Source organism: Bradyrhizobium sp. SZCCHNR1002 (assembly GCF_032381435.1).
Lineage (GTDB): Bacteria > Pseudomonadota > Alphaproteobacteria > Rhizobiales > Xanthobacteraceae > Bradyrhizobium > Bradyrhizobium aeschynomenes.
On sequence record NZ_JAUHIS010000001.1, the window covers coordinates 78,408 to 96,015 of the forward strand.

General features: G+C 65.5%; 18 protein-coding genes. 14 read left to right on the forward strand and 4 right to left on the reverse strand.

The genetic code is table 11. The features are described from left to right. The first annotated feature begins 63 nt into the window (after positions 1-63). From QX108_RS00390 to QX108_RS00445, 12 genes are all read left to right on the forward strand, one after another. Complete coding sequence (locus QX108_RS00390; protein ID WP_315785052.1) at positions 64-954, forward strand: adenylate kinase; 891 nt, start codon at positions 64-66, stop codon at positions 952-954. A 197-nt stretch (positions 955-1,151) separates the two neighbouring features. Continuing rightward, a complete protein-coding gene (gene rpsM / locus QX108_RS00395) occupies positions 1,152-1,520 on the forward strand; it encodes a 30S ribosomal protein S13 (protein WP_172108081.1) in 369 nt (122 codons plus the stop codon). A 129-nt stretch (positions 1,521-1,649) separates the two neighbouring features. Then, positions 1,650-2,039: a 30S ribosomal protein S11 gene (gene rpsK, locus QX108_RS00400; protein WP_006611861.1), complete on the forward strand. Its 390-nt coding sequence runs from the start codon at positions 1,650-1,652 to the stop codon at positions 2,037-2,039. A 120-nt stretch (positions 2,040-2,159) separates the two neighbouring features. Further along, positions 2,160-3,191 carry a DNA-directed RNA polymerase subunit alpha gene (locus QX108_RS00405; protein WP_006611862.1) on the forward strand — a complete coding sequence of 344 codons (1,032 nt, stop codon included), beginning with the start codon at positions 2,160-2,162 and terminating at the stop codon, positions 3,189-3,191. Positions 3,192-3,354: 163 nt separating this feature from the next. Then, positions 3,355-3,768 carry a 50S ribosomal protein L17 gene (gene rplQ / locus QX108_RS00410; RefSeq protein WP_006611863.1) on the forward strand — a complete coding sequence of 138 codons (414 nt, stop codon included), beginning with the start codon at positions 3,355-3,357 and terminating at the stop codon, positions 3,766-3,768. Between the two features lie 464 nt (positions 3,769-4,232). Next, positions 4,233-5,027: an SDR family oxidoreductase gene (locus tag QX108_RS00415; RefSeq protein ID WP_315785048.1), complete on the forward strand. Its 795-nt coding sequence runs from the start codon at positions 4,233-4,235 to the stop codon at positions 5,025-5,027. 10 nt (positions 5,028-5,037) lie between these two features. Beyond that, on the forward strand, positions 5,038-5,334 hold the full coding sequence (locus QX108_RS00420; protein ID WP_315785045.1) for a DUF1330 domain-containing protein: 297 nt from the start codon (positions 5,038-5,040) through the stop codon (positions 5,332-5,334). A gap of 19 nt (positions 5,335-5,353) precedes the next feature. After that, a complete protein-coding gene (locus tag QX108_RS00425) occupies positions 5,354-6,661 on the forward strand; it encodes a chloride channel protein (protein ID WP_315785042.1) in 1,308 nt (435 codons plus the stop codon). Positions 6,662-6,938: 277 nt separating this feature from the next. Continuing rightward, positions 6,939-7,994: an ABC transporter substrate-binding protein gene (locus tag QX108_RS00430; protein WP_315785039.1), complete on the forward strand. Its 1,056-nt coding sequence runs from the start codon at positions 6,939-6,941 to the stop codon at positions 7,992-7,994. Between the two features lie 172 nt (positions 7,995-8,166). Then, a complete protein-coding gene (locus tag QX108_RS00435; protein WP_315785036.1) occupies positions 8,167-9,066 on the forward strand; it encodes an ABC transporter permease in 900 nt (299 codons plus the stop codon). Beyond that, complete coding sequence (locus QX108_RS00440; protein ID WP_315719571.1) at positions 9,066-9,854, forward strand: ABC transporter ATP-binding protein; 789 nt, start codon at positions 9,066-9,068, stop codon at positions 9,852-9,854. The genes QX108_RS00435 and QX108_RS00440 overlap by 1 nt, the downstream gene beginning before the upstream one ends. Before the next feature lie 23 nt (positions 9,855-9,877). After that, positions 9,878-11,416: an amidohydrolase family protein gene (locus QX108_RS00445; RefSeq protein WP_315719572.1), complete on the forward strand. Its 1,539-nt coding sequence runs from the start codon at positions 9,878-9,880 to the stop codon at positions 11,414-11,416. A gap of 252 nt (positions 11,417-11,668) precedes the next feature. Here the strand turns inward: QX108_RS00445 and QX108_RS00450 are convergent, their stop codons facing one another. After that, the gene (locus QX108_RS00450; RefSeq protein WP_315785032.1) at positions 11,669-13,132 is read right to left on the reverse strand and encodes a hypothetical protein; all 1,464 of its coding nucleotides are present in this window, start codon (positions 13,130-13,132) and stop codon (positions 11,669-11,671) included. Between QX108_RS00450 and QX108_RS00455 the strand changes: the two genes are divergently transcribed. Continuing rightward, positions 13,122-13,262, forward strand: coding sequence for a hypothetical protein (locus tag QX108_RS00455; RefSeq protein ID WP_315719574.1), 141 nt, complete (start codon positions 13,122-13,124; stop codon positions 13,260-13,262). The two genes, QX108_RS00450 and QX108_RS00455, sit on opposite strands and share 11 nt — an antisense overlap. Before the next feature lie 253 nt (positions 13,263-13,515). Next, entirely contained in the window at positions 13,516-13,812 is a 297-nt protein-coding gene (locus QX108_RS00460; RefSeq protein ID WP_315719575.1) for a hypothetical protein, read from the forward strand. 119 nt (positions 13,813-13,931) lie between these two features. Here QX108_RS00460 and QX108_RS00465 read toward each other — a convergent pair whose 3' ends face one another. The 3 genes from QX108_RS00465 to QX108_RS00475 all read right to left on the reverse strand — a co-directional run bounded on the left by QX108_RS00465 (position 13,932) and on the right by QX108_RS00475 (position 17,570). After that, positions 13,932-14,678 (reverse strand): SDR family NAD(P)-dependent oxidoreductase, encoded by a 747-nt coding sequence (locus tag QX108_RS00465; protein ID WP_315719576.1) that lies wholly within the window; start codon positions 14,676-14,678, stop codon positions 13,932-13,934. Positions 14,679-14,870: 192 nt separating this feature from the next. After that, a complete protein-coding gene (locus QX108_RS00470) occupies positions 14,871-15,605 on the reverse strand; it encodes an SDR family oxidoreductase (protein WP_315719577.1) in 735 nt (244 codons plus the stop codon). A 141-nt stretch (positions 15,606-15,746) separates the two neighbouring features. Continuing rightward, entirely contained in the window at positions 15,747-17,570 is a 1,824-nt protein-coding gene (locus QX108_RS00475; RefSeq protein WP_315785027.1) for an IlvD/Edd family dehydratase, read from the reverse strand. Positions 17,571-17,608 lie beyond the last annotated feature (38 nt).

The following is a 17,608-nucleotide window of genomic DNA, read 5'->3' on the forward strand; positions in this document are numbered from 1 at the left end:
ACCAAAAAGCCAAGAACAAGGTGTGCGGGAGGTCGCCCACCGTGTGCCGGGGGGCGAAATTCGATGAGACTCATTCTTCTGGGACCGCCCGGTTCGGGCAAGGGCACGCAGGCGCAGCGCCTGGTACAGCGTCATGGCATCGTCCAGCTGTCGACCGGCGATATGCTGCGTGCCGCCGTGGCCGCGCAGACGCCGATCGGGCTGAAGGCCAAGGACATCATGGCGGCCGGCGGCCTGGTGCCGGACGAGGTCGTGGTCGGCATCATTGCCGACCGAATCGAGCAGCCTGACGCGGCGAATGGTTTCATTCTGGATGGCTTCCCGCGAACCGTGCCGCAGGCCGAGGCGCTGGACGCGCTGCTCAAGCAGAAGCAGATGAAGCTGGACGCCGTGATCGAGCTCCGGGTCAACGAAGGCGTGCTGCTGGAGCGGGTCGAGCGCCGGGCGGCCGAGACGCGGGCTCGCGGCGAGGCGGTCAGGGCGGACGATACCCCGGAGGTGCTCACCAAGCGCCTGGCCAGCTACCGCGATCAGACCGAGCCGCTGATCCACTATTATTCCGACCACCGGATGCTCGCGACCGTCGACGGCATGATGCCGATCGAAGAGGTGACCGAGGAGATCGGCCGGATCCTGGCCGCCGTCGGCAAGAGTGAGGGCAGCCGGGCGGCCAAGAAGGCGAGCCCGGCCAAGCGGAGCGCCAAAGCTCCGGGCAAGGCTACGCCGGCGAAATCGGCCAGGAAGGCCGCCAAAATGGCTCCGAAGGCGGCTGCCCCGGCAAAAAAGGCCGGAAAGACAGCCAAAAGGGCGGCCAAGACTGCAACAAAGGCCGCCAAGGCGGCTCCCAAGAAGGCCCCCAAGGTTTCGAAGAAGGCCTCAAAGGCCGCCGCCAAGGCGGCTAGCGGAACCCGGAAAACCTCTGCAAAGGCACCAAAAAAGCGCGCCAAGAGGTGATCGAATCTTGTAGGGGCGGTTGACGACCGCCGTGTGAATCCATTAATAAGCCCGCATCCAAGTCGGATAGTTTTCCAAAGATGCCGGGCCCTTAGGGAATCGAGGGGTGGGCGTCTTGTTCGCGTTTGCGGACGCCTGCCCGAGATAGCGAGAACGAAGGCCGGTCCGTCCTTGGATCGGTGACAGGAGAGAAGTCCGTGGCCCGTATTGCCGGTGTCAACATCCCGACCAATAAGCGCGTCCTGATCGCGCTCCAGTATATCCATGGCATTGGCCCGAAGATCGCGGCCGACATCATCGAGAAGGTGAAGATTGCCGAGGATCGTCGCGTCAATCAGCTGAGCGACCAGGAAGTCCTGCAGATCCGCGAAGTCATCGACCGTGACTACGTCGTCGAGGGCGACCTGCGGCGCGAGACCGGCATCAACATCAAGCGGCTGATGGACCTCGGCTGCTATCGCGGCCTGCGTCATCGCCGTGGCTTGCCGGTGCGCGGTCAGCGCACTCATACCAATGCGCGCACGCGCAAGGGTCCGGCCAAGGCGATCGCCGGCAAGAAGAAGTAATTTCGCGAGTTGCTGATAGCGAGTGGCGAGTAGGGGAGATCCCTATTCGCTACTCGCTATTCACCATTCGCGTTTCTGGTGTAGCCGCTGGCACTACGGCGGCGTTGAGATCTCGAGAAAGGTACCTATATGGCCAAGGAAGCCGCACGTGTCCGTCGTCGTGAGCGCAAGAACATCGCCTCCGGCGTCGCCCACGTGAATTCGTCGTTCAACAACACGACCATCACCATCACCGATGCCCAGGGCAACACCATTGCCTGGTCGTCGGCCGGCACGATGGGTTTCAAGGGATCGCGCAAGTCGACCCCGTATGCTGCGCAGGTCGCGGCGGAGGACGTGTCCAAGAAGGCCCAAGAGCACGGCATGCGCACCCTCGAAGTCGAGGTTGCCGGTCCGGGTTCCGGCCGTGAGTCGGCCCTGCGCGCGCTGCAGGCCGCGGGCTTCACCGTCACCTCGATCCGCGACGTGACGACGATCCCGCACAATGGCTGCCGTCCGCGCAAGCGCCGGCGCGTCTGATGTGAAGATGTGAAAGAGGCGGACAGCATGTCCGCCTCGTCATGCTTTTGAGACATTTCGGTTGCCGCGATCTGATGCGCGGTTCTCCAACGCCAGTCAGTCAGATTCCATGACCGGCCAATGGGTGAAACAGTGACGATCCAGAAGAATTGGCAAGAATTGATTCGGCCGAACAAGCTCCAGGTCACGCCGGGCTCCGACGCGACCCGTTTCGCCACGGTGGTCGCCGAGCCGCTGGAGCGCGGCTTCGGCCAGACGCTGGGCAATGCGCTGCGCCGCATCCTGCTGTCGTCGTTGCAGGGCGCCGCGGTGCAGTCGGTGCACATCGACGGCGTGCTGCACGAGTTCTCCTCGATCGCCGGTGTCCGCGAGGATGTCACCGACATCGTGCTGAACATCAAGGACATTGCGATCAAGATGCAGGGCGAAGGCCCGAAGCGCATGGTCGTGAAGAAGCAGGGCCCGGGTGCCGTCACTGCCGGTGACATCCAGACCGTCGGCGACATCGTCGTGCTCAACCCCGACCTGCCGCTCTGCACCCTGGACGAGGGCGCGGAGATCCGCATGGAGTTCACGGTCGCGACCGGCAAGGGCTACGTCGCCGCTGATCGCAACCGTCCCGAGGATGCGCCGATCGGCCTGATCCCGGTCGACAGCCTGTTCTCCCCGGTCCGCAAGGTCTCCTATAAGGTCGAGAACACCCGCGAGGGCCAGATTCTCGACTATGACAAGCTGACGATGACGATCGAGACCAACGGCGCGATCTCGCCGGAGGATGCGGTGGCCTATGCCGCCCGCATCCTGCAGGATCAGCTCAACGTGTTCGTCAACTTCGAAGAGCCGCGCAAGGAAGTCGCCCAGGAGATCATCCCTGACCTCGCCTTCAACCCGGCCTTCCTCAAGAAGGTGGACGAGCTCGAGCTGTCGGTGCGTTCGGCGAACTGCCTGAAGAACGACAACATCGTCTACATCGGCGACCTCGTGCAGAAGTCGGAAGCGGAGATGCTTCGCACCCCGAACTTTGGCCGCAAGTCGCTGAACGAGATCAAGGAAGTGCTGGCCCAGATGGGTCTGCATCTCGGCATGGAAGTGCCGGGCTGGCCGCCGGAGAACATCGACGAGCTGGCCAAGCGCTTCGAGGATCACTACTGAGCGAATAGGGAGTGGCGAATAGCGAGTAGGGGAATAGCGAACTGGGACGACACCATTCGCTACTCGCCATTCGCTACTCGCTCTCTTGGGCGAACGCAGGCAGCCCACCTGAGCAACATGTCCGACGAACCGTCGCGGCAGATTGAAATGAAGGACTAAGACAATGCGTCACGGCAAGGTTCATCGGAAGCTCAACCGCACCGCCGAGCATCGCAAGGCGATGTTCGCCAACATGTGCGCCGCGCTGATCAAGCACGAGCAGATCGTCACCACGCTGCCGAAGGCCAAGGAGCTGCGGCCGATCGTCGAAAAGCTGGTCACCCTCGGCAAGAAGGGCGGCCTCGCCCTGCGCCGTCAGGCGATCGCCGAGATGCGCGACGTCGACCAGGTGAAGAAGCTGTTCGACGTGCTGGCGCCCCGCTACAAGGACCGCAACGGCGGCTACACCCGCATCATCAAGGCCGGCTTCCGCTACGGCGACAACGCCGCGATGGCCGTGATCGAGTTCGTCGATCGCGACGTCGATGCCAAGGGCCAGGATTCCGGCCCGGTGCAGGAGACCTCGGAAGCCGCATAAGCGACGCTCCGATTTGAGTTTGCCAGACGGCGCCTTCGGGCGCCGTTTTCGTTTGAGGGACGCCCGGGCCAAAGGCGCCTAGTACGCACTGGATAATCGGCCAAATGGACTCGCGTCCATTTTGGCCGCGGTTCTGACTGTTGATGGCCACCGCAGTCTCTCCGCGCGTCATTCCGGGGCGCGCGGAGCGCGAGCCCGGAATCCATAGCCACAGGCAGCTCTGTGGGGCAGGATGTACGTGGCTCCTATCTTCGAATGCCGAGACGTTCGTGGTTATGGATTCCGGGCTCATCGCTGCGCGATGCCCCGGAATGACGTGTGGATGGAGATGAGCCATCTACCAACATGCGCGCCGCATCCTGGTTGCCCGGTCTTATTCTTGAGGATCAGCTCTGCGTGCAGCGCGTTGGGGTCGGCGCAACGGCGACCTACATGCGCTCCTCCAGCACAACGGAGAGCTGCTCATGCACATCGATCTCACGGGAAAGACCGCCCTCGTCACCGGTTCCACCGCCGGCATCGGCTTTGCCATCGCCAAAGGGCTGGCCGCATCCGGCGCCGAGGTGGTCGTCAACGGCCGTGCCCAAGGCCGCGTCGACGACGCTGTGGCCAGGCTGAAGCAGGCGGTGTCCGGCGCCAAGCTGCGTGGCGTCGTCGGCGACGTCGCCCAGGTCGACGGCGGCAATGCCATCGTCACGGCGGTCCCCGAGGTCGACATCCTCGTGAACAATGCCGGCATCTTCGAGCCGAAGGACTTCTTCGACATTCCCGACGAGGACTGGAGCCGCTTCTTCGAGGTGAACGTGATGTCCGGCGTGCGCATGGCGCGCGCCTACATGCAGGGCATGCTGAAGCGCAACTGGGGCCGCATCATCTTCATCTCCTCGGAATCGGGGCTGAACATCCCGACCGAGATGATCCACTACGGCATGACCAAGACGGCGCAGCTCGCCGTCTCGCGCGGGCTCGCCAAGCTGACGCGCGGCACCGGCGTCACCGTCAATGCGGTGCTGCCGGGGCCGACGATGTCCGAAGGCGTCGAGACCTTCGTCAAGGATCTGGCGCGGCAGAACGGCCAGTCGGAAGAGGAGGCAGCAGCGTCGTTCGTCAAGCAGCACCGGCCGGCCTCGTTGCTGCAGCGCTTCGCCAGCGTCGACGAGATCGCCAACATGGTGGTCTATGCCGCATCCCAGCAAGCGTCCGCCACCAATGGCGCGGCGCTGCGGACCGAGGGCGGCATCATCGACACCATCGCCTGAGGGCCCGGCGATGTCCGCCTACGTCATCTCCGAGGTCGAGGTCCGGGACGCCGAGGTGATGGAGCGCTACCGCAGTCTTGCTGCGCGATCGATCGCGCAGCACGGCGGACGCTATCTGGTCCGCGGCGGGCCCGCCGAAATCATCGAAGGCGGGCCTCCGGCCAAAACTCTCATCATCGTCGAGTTTCCCTCGATGGCGCGGCTGCGCGAATGGTATGCGTCGCCCGAATATGCCGAGGCGCTCGGCGTGCGCCGGAAGGCGCTGGACCGCCGGCTGGTTTTCGTCGAGGGTATTGCACCTGCGTAGAGACCGGATCGCCCCGCCGATGCTGAAGATCACCCCCCGCCGCAAGCGTTGGCTCAAGCTGACCTCGGCGCGCTGGCAGCGGCGGGTGCTGTTCGTGGTTGGCGGGCTGGTGGTGGGGGCGGCGGCGGTCGCTCTGGCGGAGCTCGCCGATCAGGCCCAGCTTGCCTTCAACTGGTTGCTGTCGACATCGCGCTATGCCTCGCTGATCGTGACGCCCGCCGGTTTTGCGCTGTCGGTCTATCTGACCCAGCGCTACTTCCCGAACGCGCAAGGCAGCGGCATCCCGCAGGCGATCGCTGCGCGGCATCTGTCGGACACGCGGGCGCGCAGCCCGCTGGTGTCGATCCGGATCGCGATCGGCAAGGTGCTACTGACCCTGCTGGGGCTATTGTGCGGCGCCTCGGTCGGGCGCGAAGGGCCGACGGTTCAGGTCGGCGCCTCCATCATGTTCGCGCTCGGCCGGCTGTCGCCCCGGCGGCAGCCTGGTCTGATCCTGGCCGGCGCAGCGGCCGGGGTCGCGGCGGCCTTCAACACGCCGCTCGCCGGCATCGTGTTCGGCATCGAGGAGATGAGCCGCGCCTTCGAGACGCGGACCTCCAGCCTCGTCATCGCCACCGTGATCGCCGCGGGCCTCACCTCGCTGGCGCTGATGGGCAACTACGCCTATTTCGGCACGACGCCGATGGCGCTGGGCAAGGGCATCGACTGGCTGGCGGTGCCCGTCTGTGGCGTGGCCGGCGGCGCCGCCGGCGGCCTGTTCAGCCGCATCCTGATCGGCATGGCGCGCGGGCTGCCGGGGACGATCGGCCTGTTCATCAAAGGCCGGCCGCTGCTGTTCGCGCTCGCCTGCGGCCTCGCCGTCGCGCTGTGTGGGCTCGCCTCCGGCGACACGATCTACGGCACCGGCTATGCGCAGGTGAAGGCGGCGCTGGAGACCGGCACGCCGCTGCCGGTCGATTTCGGCGCGCTGAAGTTCCTCGCCACCACCTTCGCCGCGATCAGCGGCATTCCCGGCGGCATCTTCGCGCCCTCGCTCGCCGTCGGCGCGGGTATCGGAGCCAATGTCGCCTCGTTGTTCCATCAGACCCCGCTGGCGCCGATCATGCTGCTCGGCATGGTCGCGTATTTCGCCGGCGTGGTGCAGGCGCCGATCACCGCCTTCGTCATCGTCACCGAGATGACCGACAACCACGCCATGGTGGTGCCGCTGATGATGGCTTCGCTGATCGCCTACGGCACGTCGCGGTTGATCTGCGAGGAGGGGCTCTATCATGCGCTCGCCAAGGGCTTTGTGGCGAAGGCCGAGGCGGCGCAAGCGGCGCCGTGATGCTGCGGTCGTGAGCAGGCTGATGCTTGATTGAGCGCGGTCGCCGCGGCTCGCGTTCCACAACAACGAATTCTGCTGTGAGTTCAACGTCAGCCCGTTGGCACACGGCTTGCGTAATTGACCTCAGCGCAGAGCTTCGCTCTCATGGGTTGGCGTGCCCATCGTCGGGATCCCCGTTGGGTCGGTGGGACGATGTCGAGATCGCGCCCGCCGTCGATGGAGCTATCAGCTCGTCACCCCTCATGGGTCCATCCCGTCGTCATGGATGGAGACTCGCATGTGCGATCGTGACGGAACGTTTTATCGCAGCTTCTCTCGCCGTAACTTCATCAAGACCTCGGTGGCCGCAGCCACCGCCACCGTGGCCATTCCTGCTCATCTCGCAACCTTGCTGGCGCCGACGTCGGCAATGGCTGCGACCGTCATCAAGGCGACCCATGGCTCCGGCTTCTGCAACATGGGCATCTTCCTCGCCAAGGAGCGCAACCTCACGGTGGCCGACGGCGTCGAGCTCGAATTCGTGGTGACGCCGTCGAACACCGAGATCACCACCATGTTCGGCGCCGGCCTCGTCGATATCTCGATGATCCCATATTCCAACTTCATGACGCTGTACGACGCCGGCGCACCGGTGAAGATCGTCGCCGGCGGCGGCGTGCAGGGCTGCATCATCGTCGCAAAGGACGGCATCAAGTCCGCCGCCGATCTCAAGGGCAAGACCTTCGGCACGTTCCAGGCCGACACGCTCGAAGTGCTGCCTTATGACTATCTGAAGAAGGCCGGACTGTCGTTCAAGGACGTCGACATCAAATATCTCGACACCTCGCCGGAGCTTGCGCAAGCCTTCATGGCCGGTGCGCTCGACGCGATCTGCCACATCGAGCCGTATGCGACGCAATGCGTGCAGCAGCGTAAGGGCGCGACCGTGCTGTCCGACGGCACCGACCTCTACGGCAAGGGCTATTCGGACTGCGTGCTGGCGGCGCGCACCCCGCTGATCGAGAAGAATCCGGCGGCGGTGAAGGCGGTCATCAAGGCGCTGATGGTGGCGCAGAGCCAGGCCGAGGCCGACAAGGGCGCCGCGCTGAAGGACACCGTCGGCAAGTATTACAAGACCTCGATGGAGGCGGCGATCGACGCCTCCTCGAAGCAGCCCATCGTGGTCGACCAGCGCAGCCAGACCCAGTTCATCATCGACCGCGGCGTCTCGATGAAGGAGCTCGGCTACGTCAAGAAGCTGCCCGACCAGGGCGCCTTCGACTGGTCGCTGCTGGAGGCCGTCATCGCCGACAACAAGGCGCTCTATGAGGGGCTGAAGCTGAAATCGGCGTGAGGGATCGTTGGCCTCATGGTTCGAGACGCGTCGCAAGTGCGACGCTCCTCACCATGAGGGTCTCTCTCAGCGCAAACAGACCTCATCCCGAGGAGCCCGCCGGAGGCGGCCGTCTCGAAGGATAGTCACGTCATCATGGCCAGTCACACCACGGCATTGCGGACCTCAGCCCATGGCCCTTGAAACCACGGTCGCGTCGCCAATGGCGCGCTCTTCTTCGCCTCCCATCAGCTCGCGTAACTGGCGCAAGGCCCAGCGCCAGCTCGTCGCTCTCGGCTGGGGCGTGATCTCCATCGGGCTGTTCGGCGCGATCTGGGAAGCGCTGTGGTATTTCGGCAAGATCAACCCGCTGTTGCTGCCGCCGCCGCATCTGTTCCTGCAGGACGTCCCGGGCACGCTGAAATTCTTCGACCGCTCCAACCGCGTCGGCTCGGTCGCTTCGGGCGGCGGCGCCGGCGCGCTGGCGATCACGATGTTCTGGACCGTGTTCCGCGTCTTCACCGGGCTCGCGCTCGGCTTCGTTAGCGGCGTTGCCGTCGGCGCCGCGCTGCACTACGTGCGCTGGCTGCGCAACCTCCTGATGCCGACGGTGCTGCTGCTGGCGCCGATCTCACCGGTCGCCTGGCTGCCGGTCGCGATCTTCGTGTTCGGCATCGGTGACGTGCCGGCGATCTTCCTGGTCTTCATCACCGTGTTCTTCACCATCGTGCTGTCGACCTCGGCGCAAATCGAGAGCGTGCCGGTCAACTACATCCATGTCGCCCGTATCATGGGCGCGACGCAGACGCAGCTGTTCTGGCGCGTGATCCTGCCGGCGATCCTGCCGAGCCTGTTCATGACCCTCAGGCTCAACCTGTTCGGCGCCTGGATGGTGGTCCTGATCGCCGAGACCGTCGGCGTCGGCACCGGGCTCGGCCAGATCATCTCGATGGCGCGCGCGACCTTCAACGCCAAGCTCGTCTTCTTCACCATGGCCGTGATCGGCGCGCTCGGCTTCCTCAGCGACTGGGGTCTGCGCCAGATCCAGCGCCGCATGCTGTGGTGGGTGGCGCCGAGCAGGGGAGGGGTGTGATGGCGCGTCCGGCCGTCTCCATTCGCAATGTCGGCAAGACCTGGGACGTCGAGGGCCGACCTCCGCTGCGCGCCATCGACGAGCTGTCGTTCGACGTCGCGCCCGGCGAGTTCGTCGTGCTGCTCGGCCCGTCCGGCTGCGGCAAGTCCTCGCTGCTCTACATGATCGCGGGGCTGGAGAGCGTGAGCGATGGTGTCATCGAGGATGACGGTCTCGCCATCGCCGGCCCGTCGCCGGAGCGCGGCCTGATCTTCCAGGAAGCCTCGCTGTTTCCCTGGCTGACCATCCTCGACAATGTCGCCTTTGGTCTCGCCATCCGCGCCGAGCTGCCGGAGCGGCGGCGAGAGAAGGCACGCGAGATCCTGCGCCGCGTCGGGCTCGGCGACGTGCTCGACAAGAAGCCGGATGAACTGTCCGGCGGCATGCGCCAGCGCGCCGCGTTCGCCCGCGCGCTCGTGATGCAGCCGAAAGTGCTGATGATGGACGAGCCGTTCGCCGCGCTCGACGTCCAGACCCGCGCCAAGCTGCAGGATTTCCTGCTGCAGATCTGGCAGGACAGCCGCGCCTCGGTGCTGCTCGTCACGCATTCCATCGACGAGGCGATCAGCCTCGCCGACCGCGTGATCGTGTTCACGGCGCGGCCGGGCCGGGTCAAGGAGATCGTGCCGATCGACCTGCCGCGGCCGAGGCCGACGCGCTCGCCGCGCTATCACGAATATCGCGACTATTTCACCGAGCTGCTCGCCGCCGAGGTCGACAAGGCCTTCGCCGAGCAGTCGGGCCTGTGAACCGGACAGCGGGAGGAGACAAGATGACTGATGTGTTGGTCGGGGCGAAGTGGGTCGTCTCCGGAATCCAGGATCGGCACACGCCCGTCGTGATCGAGGATGGGGCGGTGCTGGCCCGCGACGGCGTCATCGTGGCGGTCGGATCGTTTGCCGAGCTGGAGCGGCTGGCGCCGCAGGCGACCGTCAAGCGCCATCCGAACCACGTGATGCTGCCGGGCTTCGTCAATAGCCACCACCATGTCGGGCTGACGCCGTTGCAGCTCGGCTCGCCCGATCATGCGCTGGAATTGTGGTTCGCCAGCCGCCTGCCGGCGCGCCGGATCGATCTCTATCTCGATACCCTGTACTCGGCCTTCGAGATGGTCGCCTCGGGCGTCACCACCGTGCAGCACATTCACGGCTGGATGGCCGGCGGCTTCGACGCCATCCACGGCGCCGCCACCAAGGTGCTGCAGGCCTATCGCGCGATCGGCATGCGCGCCTCCTATTGCTACGCCGTGCGCGAGCAGAACCGGCTGGTCTATGAGGCCGACGAAGAATTCTGCGCCCGGCTGCCCGCGCCCTGGAACGAGCGGCTGGCCGCGCATCTGAAGGCGCAGCAGGTGCCGTTCGCGGACTACATGAAGCTGTTCGATGTGCTCACGGCCGAGAACGCCGGCGAGACGCTGACCCGCATCCAGCTCGCGCCGGCCAATCTGCACTGGTGCACCGACGACGGCCTCGTGGCGCTACACGAGAAGTCGCGCGCCGCCAAGGTGCCGATGCACATGCACCTGCTGGAGACCGCCTATCAGAAGGAATATGCGCGGCGGCGCACCGGCAAGACCGCCGTGCGGCACCTGCATGACCTCGGCGTGCTCGGCCCGCACATGACGCTCGGCCACGGCGTCTGGCTGACCGAGGAGGACATCGACATCGTCGCCGACACCGGCACCTGCATCTGCCACAACTGCTCGTCGAACTTCCGGCTGCGCTCGGGGCTCGCGCCGCTCAACGTCTGGGAGAAGAAGGGCATCACCATCGGCATGGGCCTCGACGAAGCGGGCATCAACGAGGACCGGGACATGCTGCAGGAGTTGAAGCTGGCGCTGCGTGTCCACCGCACGCCGGGCATGGACGACGATGTGCCGACGGCGCCGCAGATCGTGCGCATGGCCACCGAAGGCGGCGCCAAGACCACGGCGTTCGGCGACAGCATCGGCAGATTGGAGCAGGGCCGGCTGTTCGATGCGGTGCTGATCGACTGGAACGCGGCGACCTATCCGTTCCAGGATCCGGATATCCCGATGCTGGATGCGCTCGTTCAGCGCGCCAAATCGCAGCACGTGGCGGCCGTCTATGTCGGCGGCGACATCGTCTACGCCGACGGCCGCTTCACCCGCATCAACCGCGACGAGGTGCTGGCCGAGATCGCCGACATCCTGGCCAAGCCGCGCACCGAGGAGGAGGTCGCCCGCCGTGAGCTCGGCCTGGCGGTGTTCCCGCACGTCAAGCAATTCTATGACGGCTATTTCGATGCGGCCGCGCACACGCCGTTCTATCGGACGTCGACGCGGAGCTGATTGGTGAGTGGTCGTCATCATCACGGAAAAGGGCGTCGTCTCTCCACACGTCATTCCGGGGCATCGCGCAGCGATGAGCCCGGAATCCATAACCACAGTCCGATGTGATGGAGCGAGACAAAGCTCTGCCCGTGCCTCACAACGCATTGCTCGGTATGGATTCCGGGTTCGTGCTGCGCACGCCCCGGAATGACAATCCGGAGAGAGCGCGGGCTTACATTCGGCACCGGCGGCAATCCGCGCTCTCAGGAACTACTTCCGGAACGGATCGGGGCGCATCAGAAGCTTGCCCGAAATCGAGTTCGGCACCTCGTAGGGCGAGCCGATCGACAGCACGTGGCTGAGCGCGATCAGCCGGTTCGGCAGCTTGGCCGGCGGCGGCGTCTGGAACGAGTAGGACGTCGGGTTGTGGCACAGGAAACAGTTCAGCACGTTCTTGATCGGCGTGTTGTCGGCCTGCTGCACGAAGGTCTCGGCGGTGGCGTTGGCGAGATTGACCGAGCCGACGGCATTGGTCTGGTTGCTGTTCAGATTGTAGGAGTTCGGCAGCATCCACACCGTGCCGTCGAGGCTGTAGCTGGCGAAGGTCGATTGCGGGCCCTTCAGGTTGGACAGGAAGCCCTGGGCTTGCGCATTGATCGCGTAGATGTTGCCGACGCCGTTCGGCTGGTTCTCGCCGCCGGTCTTGTTCTCCAGCACGACATTGGTCACGGGCGTGAGCTTCTGGGTTGCGGGATCGAGCGTCAACTGCGGCCGGCTGGCGCCGGGCTGTGCTGCGATGTTGACCTGCGAGAACGGCGTGCGGCCCTTGTACAGCGTGTAGCTCTTCGGATCGGAGCGGCTCGCCGACGGCTCGAAGGTGTTGTCCGGCGTCTGCGGCGAGTTGTTCTTCAGCTCGAACGTGCCCCACAGGAATTCCGGATGGTTCTCGGTGTAGCCGACCACGTGCAGTCCGATCAGCGCCACGGTCACAGTGACGAACTTGCCGGCCACCGGCTGGATCGTGATCTGGCCGGGCGTGATCTTGTTCTCCAGCACCGGCACCTGTGCCTGCGTCGTGTAGGCCCCGGCGGGCGGCGCCTGGTTCGGATCCAGCCGCAGCCATGTCGCCTTGAACACGGCATCACCCACCGCGAAGGACGAGCCCGCCGGCTGGCTCTGATAGCCGCCGGTCACGATCAGGTTCTTGCGCGCGGTGTTGAAATAGGTCTGGTTCATGTGAACCGAGGCATAGACCGGGTAGCCGTTCTGGGCGACCAGCATGTTGCCATCAGCCTGGACGATCGCGCCGGCGCCTTCGGTGAAGCCCGCCGCGCCATGGAAGACCTGCGCGCGGGCCGCCAAGGTCAGCGGCCGCAGCTTCGGGGCACCGGCGTCATCGGCATTGCTGAGCAGCTCGGCCGGCGTCGCCAGCGTCATGAAGCGCGGCACGTTGCTGCCTGATCCCGGATCCTTGACCAGCGCGGTTGCCCAGACGAATGCTTCCCACGACCATTGGTGAAAGTTGCAGTCCGGGGTCGGGATCGTCTTGGTATCCGAGGTGGGGAAGGCGGCGTCCGGCTTGAGATACTGGCCGAGTCCCTCCGACCAGCCGAACGCCGGGCAGTTCTTGGCCGGCGGCGGCGCCGCCGCGTTGGCCGGGCTGAGCGCGCCGGCAAGTCCGCCTGCCGCCATCGTCGTTGCGAAAGTCAGGGTGAGCCACTGAATGGTCTTCATGGCCAATCTCCATGTGATGCGCGCGCTGGAATGGACCCGCGGGGGAGCGGTGATGGTCTGCCGCGAAGTCCGGCCGCCGAGCGCCGTCAATGATGTTAAAAATGATTCATTCAAAAGTAGTGCGCCGTGAACATGCACTCAAAGGTGAGATTTGCAAGACCGGCATTTCACGCATGCCGAGATTTTTTTCCGGAGCATCTCGACGCCGGGACCGGCACATCCTGCCGGACGGCGGGGCGACGATCGGGCGTCCGCCACATGATCGAGTGTGAGTGCGCGCACGGTCGTCGCCGTCGATCTCGCTCATCCTGCCGGCCGTTCGCTGGAGGAGTGCGGACAATGACGTCTTCACGCCGGTGGACACCACCCCACAGGAGAGTGACATGAAGTCCATCATGACCGGTGCACTGCTGCTCGTCATCACGTCGGGAGCGAGCTTTGCCGGCACGCCGCTGATCGACGCGCGGCAGAATGCGCAGTCGCATCGCATCTACAACGGCATCGCCTCGGGCCGGCTGACCTATCCGGAGACGCAGCAGCTGGTCCGCGGCCAGATCCACGTGCAGCGGCTGGAGAACCGCGCCAAGGCCGACGGCGTGGTGACGCCGTTCGAGCGCGCCCGCATCAACGTCGCGCAGTCGGTGCAGGGCGCGCGCATCTTCTGGAAGAAGCACAATTAGGCGGATCTCGCCGTCGCGACGACAACTGCGTAGCCCCGGATGCGCGTAGCGACATCCGGGTTCGCGTCGGCAGCGCGTGAGACCCCGGATGTCGCTACGCGCATCCGGGCTACGGGCTCCTAATAGGTTGCGCGGCCGCCGGAGATGTCGAACACCGCGCCAGTCGAGAAGGAGCATTCCTCGGAGGCGAGCCAGGACACCAGCGCGGCGAGCTCCTCGACGAGAACGAAGCGGCCCTTCGGAATCTTCGACAGCATGAAGTTGATGTGCGCTTCCGTCATCTGATCGAAGATCGCGGTCTTCGCCGCGGCCGGCGTCACCGCGTTGACGGTGATGTTGTGCTGCGCCAGCTCCTTGCCGAGCGACTTGGTCAGCGCGATCAGGCCGGCCTTCGAGGCGGAGTAGTGTGCCGCGTTCGGATTGCCTTCCTTGCCGGCGATCGAGGCGATGTTGACGATGCGGCCATAGCCCTGTTTCAGCATGACGGGCACGATGGCCTTGGCGCACATGAAGGGCCCGTCGAGGTTGATGCGCAGCACCTTGCGCCATTCCTCCAGATCGGTCTCCCACACCGTCTTGTTGATGCCGGCGATACCGGCATTGTTGACCAGGATGTCGATGCTGCCGAACGCGGCCAGCGTGGCATCGCGCGCGCCTTCGACAGCCGCGTTGTCGGTGACGTCGACCTTCAGCGCCAGCACCTCGGATCCGATCTCCTGCGCAGCCTTTTCGGCCAGCGCAATGTCGTGATCCCAGATCGCAACCTTCGCGCCCGAGGCCTTGAAGCGCTCGGTGATGGCCCGGCCGAAGCCCTGCGCGCCGCCGGTGACGACGGCGCAGCGGTTGGCGAGATCGATGTGGTTCATGGTGTTTCCTCTCCTAACAACCCCGCCTCTTGCAGCGCGAGCGGTGCGCTCCCTCTCCCCGTTCTTACGGGGAGAGGGCGGGGTGAGGGGCAGACGCACGGGTGGTGTGCGTGGTTGGACCTGTACCCCCTCACCCGGATCGCATCTGCGATGCGATCCGACCTCTCCCCGCAGGCGGGGAGAGGTAAAGACCTACAACGTCCAGCCGCCGTCGATGGTGTGCGCGACGCCGGTGGTGAACGCGCTCTCGTCGCTGGCGAGATAGACGGCCAGATGCGCGATCTCCTCGGCGGTGCCGAGCCGGCCCATCGGCTGGCGCGAAATGAACATCTCAAGCCCGTTGGGGCCGGCGGCCGCGGCGCGGCCGAGCATCGACGGCGTCTCGATCGTGCCGGGGCAGATGCAATTGCAACGGATGCCTCGACCGACGAAGTCGGCAGCGACCGAGCGCGTCACCGCCGCCACCGCGGCCTTGGTCGCCGCGTAGACGTAGCGGTTCGGCGCCGCCTTGAACACGCCGGCGGCGGAGGCGATGTTGACGATGGCGCCACCGCCCTGATCCAGCATCTTCGGCAGGAAGGCGCGGATCGTGCGATGCATCGACTTCACGTTCAGATCGAACGAGAACTCCCAATCGTCATCGGAGCAGTCGAGGATTGTGCCGTTGTGCACGAAGCCGGCGGCATTGAGCAGGATCTCGACCTTGCCGACCCGCTCGGCCATGGCGTTGACGGCCGCCGTGTTGCGCACGTCGAGCGTCGCGACCTCGGCGATGCCTTCGCTCTTCAGCGTGGCCAAGCCCTTCTCGTCGATGTCGGTCGCGAACACCGTGGCGCCTTGCCGTGCGAAGGCGATGGCACAGGCGCGGCCGATGCCGGCAGCGGCGGCGGTGACAAAGGCGCGCTTGCCCTTGAGGCGGTCGGACATGGGGTCTCCCTGGGATGGCTTGTTTGTTAGTTGCCGTCATTCCGGGGCGCCCGAAGGGCGAGCCCGGAATCCATACTCCCGATCGTGGTTATGGATTCCGGGCCCATCGCTTCGCGATGTCCCGGAATGACAGCGGATGGTTCAGTGATTATGCCTGGCCACGCCGACGGTGCCAGCAATGTTCTGGTACCGCGTCGCGAGCTCCATGCAGGCGCCGGTGGCCTGCTGGCCGACGGTGTTGCGGTAGAGCTCCTGCCATGGCGTCTGGTTGGCCGGATGCGGGAAGCCGCCCTTGGCCTTCAGCTCGGCGCGACGCTTGGCGAGCTCCTCGTCGGAGATCAGGATGTTGGCCGATCCCTTGTTGAGGTCGATCCGCACCCGGTCGCCGGTCTTGAGGATCGCAAGGCCGCCATCGGCGGCGGCCTCCGGTGAGGCGTTGAGGATCGACGGCGAGCCCGAGGTGCCGGACTGCCGGCCGTCGCCGATGCAGGGCAGGGACAGGATGCCGCGCTTGATCAGCGCCGCCGGCGGCTGCATGTTCACCACCTCGGCGCCGCCGGGATAGCCGATCGGACCCGCGCCGCGGATGAACAGCACGCAGTGCTCGTCGATCGCCAGCGCCTCGTCGTCGATGCGGTCGTGATAATCCTCGGGCCCCTCGAACACGATCGCGCGGCCTTCGAAGGCGTTCGGGTCCTTCGGGTTGCTGAGATAGCGGTCGCGGAATTCCTTGGAGATCACGCTGGTCTTCATGATCGCGGAATCGAACAGGTTGCCGCGCAGCACCAGGAAGCCGGCGTCCTTCACCAGCGGCTTGTCGTAGGACCAGATCACGTCGTTGTCCGGCTTCGGCGCGGCGCGGCAATTGTCGCCCATGCTGCGGCCGTTGACGGTGATGACGTCCTCGTGGATGCGCTTGTGGCGCATCAACTCGCCGATCACGGCCGGCACGCCGCCGGCGCGATGGAATTCCTCGCCGAGATAGAAGCCGGCCGGCTGCATGTTGACCAGCAGCGGCACGTCGTGGCCGACGGTCTGCCAATCGTCGATGTCGAGCTCGACGCCGACATGGCGCGCCAGCGCGTTGATGTGGATCGGCGCGTTGGTCGAGCCGCCGATCGCGGAGTTCGCGACGATGCAGTTCTCGAACGCCTTGCGGGTGAGAATGTCCGACGGCTTCAGGTCTTCCCACACCATGTCGACGATGCGCGTGCCGGTCTCGTAGGCGATCTGGCCGCGTTCGCGATAGGGCGCGGGGATCGCGGCGCAGCCGGGCAGGGACATGCCGAGCGCTTCCGCCAGCGCGTTCATGGTCGAGGCCGTGCCCATGGTGTTGCAATGCCCGACCGACGGCGCCGACGACGCCACGATCTGCATGAACTCCTCATAGCCGATCTCGCCCGCAGCGAGCCGCTCGCGCGACTTCCACACCACGGTGCCGGAGCCGGTGCGCTGGCCCTCGTGCCAGCCGTTCAGCATCGGCCCGCCAGAGAGCACGATGGCCGGGATGTTCACGGTGGCCGCTGCCATCAGGCAGGCCGGCGTCGTCTTGTCGCAGCCGGTGGTCAGCACCACGCCGTCGAGCGGATAACCGAACAGGATTTCGACGAGGCCGAGATAAGCGAGGTTGCGGTCGAGCGCCGCCGTCGGACGCTTCCCGGTCTCCTGAATCGGATGGGTCGGAAACTCCATCGCGATGCCGCCAGCGGCGCGGATGCCCTCGCGGACGCGATGTGCCAGCTCGAGATGGTGACGGTTGCAGGGCGACAGATCGTTGCCGGTCTGGGCGATGCCGATGATCGGCTTGCCCGACTGCAGCTCGGCGCGGGTCAGGCCGTAATTGAGATAGCGCTCGAGATAGAGCGCGGTCATGCCCGGATTGTGCGGATCGTTGAACCACGCCTGCGAGCGCAGCTTGCGGCTCTTGTCAGCGCCGTTGCCGGCATGTCCGTTCGATTTTGTCATTCGTTTCCTCCCGCAGTGCAAAGGTGGCGATGCCGGTC

Coding starts and splice junctions, on each gene's coding strand:
- QX108_RS00390 (WP_315785052.1), top strand. CDS start 64: ATGAGACTCATTCTTCTGGGACCGCCCGGTTCGGGCAAGGGCACGCAG.
- rpsK (WP_006611861.1), top strand. CDS start 1,650: ATGGCCAAGGAAGCCGCACGTGTCCGTCGTCGTGAGCGCAAGAACATC.
- QX108_RS00405 (WP_006611862.1), top strand. CDS start 2,160: ATGGGTGAAACAGTGACGATCCAGAAGAATTGGCAAGAATTGATTCGG.
- rplQ (WP_006611863.1), top strand. CDS start 3,355: ATGCGTCACGGCAAGGTTCATCGGAAGCTCAACCGCACCGCCGAGCAT.
- QX108_RS00415 (WP_315785048.1), top strand. CDS start 4,233: ATGCACATCGATCTCACGGGAAAGACCGCCCTCGTCACCGGTTCCACC.
- QX108_RS00420 (WP_315785045.1), top strand. CDS start 5,038: ATGTCCGCCTACGTCATCTCCGAGGTCGAGGTCCGGGACGCCGAGGTG.
- QX108_RS00425 (WP_315785042.1), top strand. CDS start 5,354: ATGCTGAAGATCACCCCCCGCCGCAAGCGTTGGCTCAAGCTGACCTCG.
- QX108_RS00430 (WP_315785039.1), top strand. CDS start 6,939: ATGTGCGATCGTGACGGAACGTTTTATCGCAGCTTCTCTCGCCGTAAC.
- QX108_RS00435 (WP_315785036.1), top strand. CDS start 8,167: ATGGCCCTTGAAACCACGGTCGCGTCGCCAATGGCGCGCTCTTCTTCG.
- QX108_RS00440 (WP_315719571.1), top strand. CDS start 9,066: ATGGCGCGTCCGGCCGTCTCCATTCGCAATGTCGGCAAGACCTGGGAC.
- QX108_RS00445 (WP_315719572.1), top strand. CDS start 9,878: ATGACTGATGTGTTGGTCGGGGCGAAGTGGGTCGTCTCCGGAATCCAG.
- QX108_RS00455 (WP_315719574.1), top strand. CDS start 13,122: ATGGTCTTCATGGCCAATCTCCATGTGATGCGCGCGCTGGAATGGACC.
- QX108_RS00450 (WP_315785032.1), bottom strand. CDS start 13,132: ATGAAGACCATTCAGTGGCTCACCCTGACTTTCGCAACGACGATGGCG.
- QX108_RS00460 (WP_315719575.1), top strand. CDS start 13,516: ATGAAGTCCATCATGACCGGTGCACTGCTGCTCGTCATCACGTCGGGA.
- QX108_RS00465 (WP_315719576.1), bottom strand. CDS start 14,678: ATGAACCACATCGATCTCGCCAACCGCTGCGCCGTCGTCACCGGCGGC.
- QX108_RS00470 (WP_315719577.1), bottom strand. CDS start 15,605: ATGTCCGACCGCCTCAAGGGCAAGCGCGCCTTTGTCACCGCCGCCGCT.
- QX108_RS00475 (WP_315785027.1), bottom strand. CDS start 17,570: ATGACAAAATCGAACGGACATGCCGGCAACGGCGCTGACAAGAGCCGC.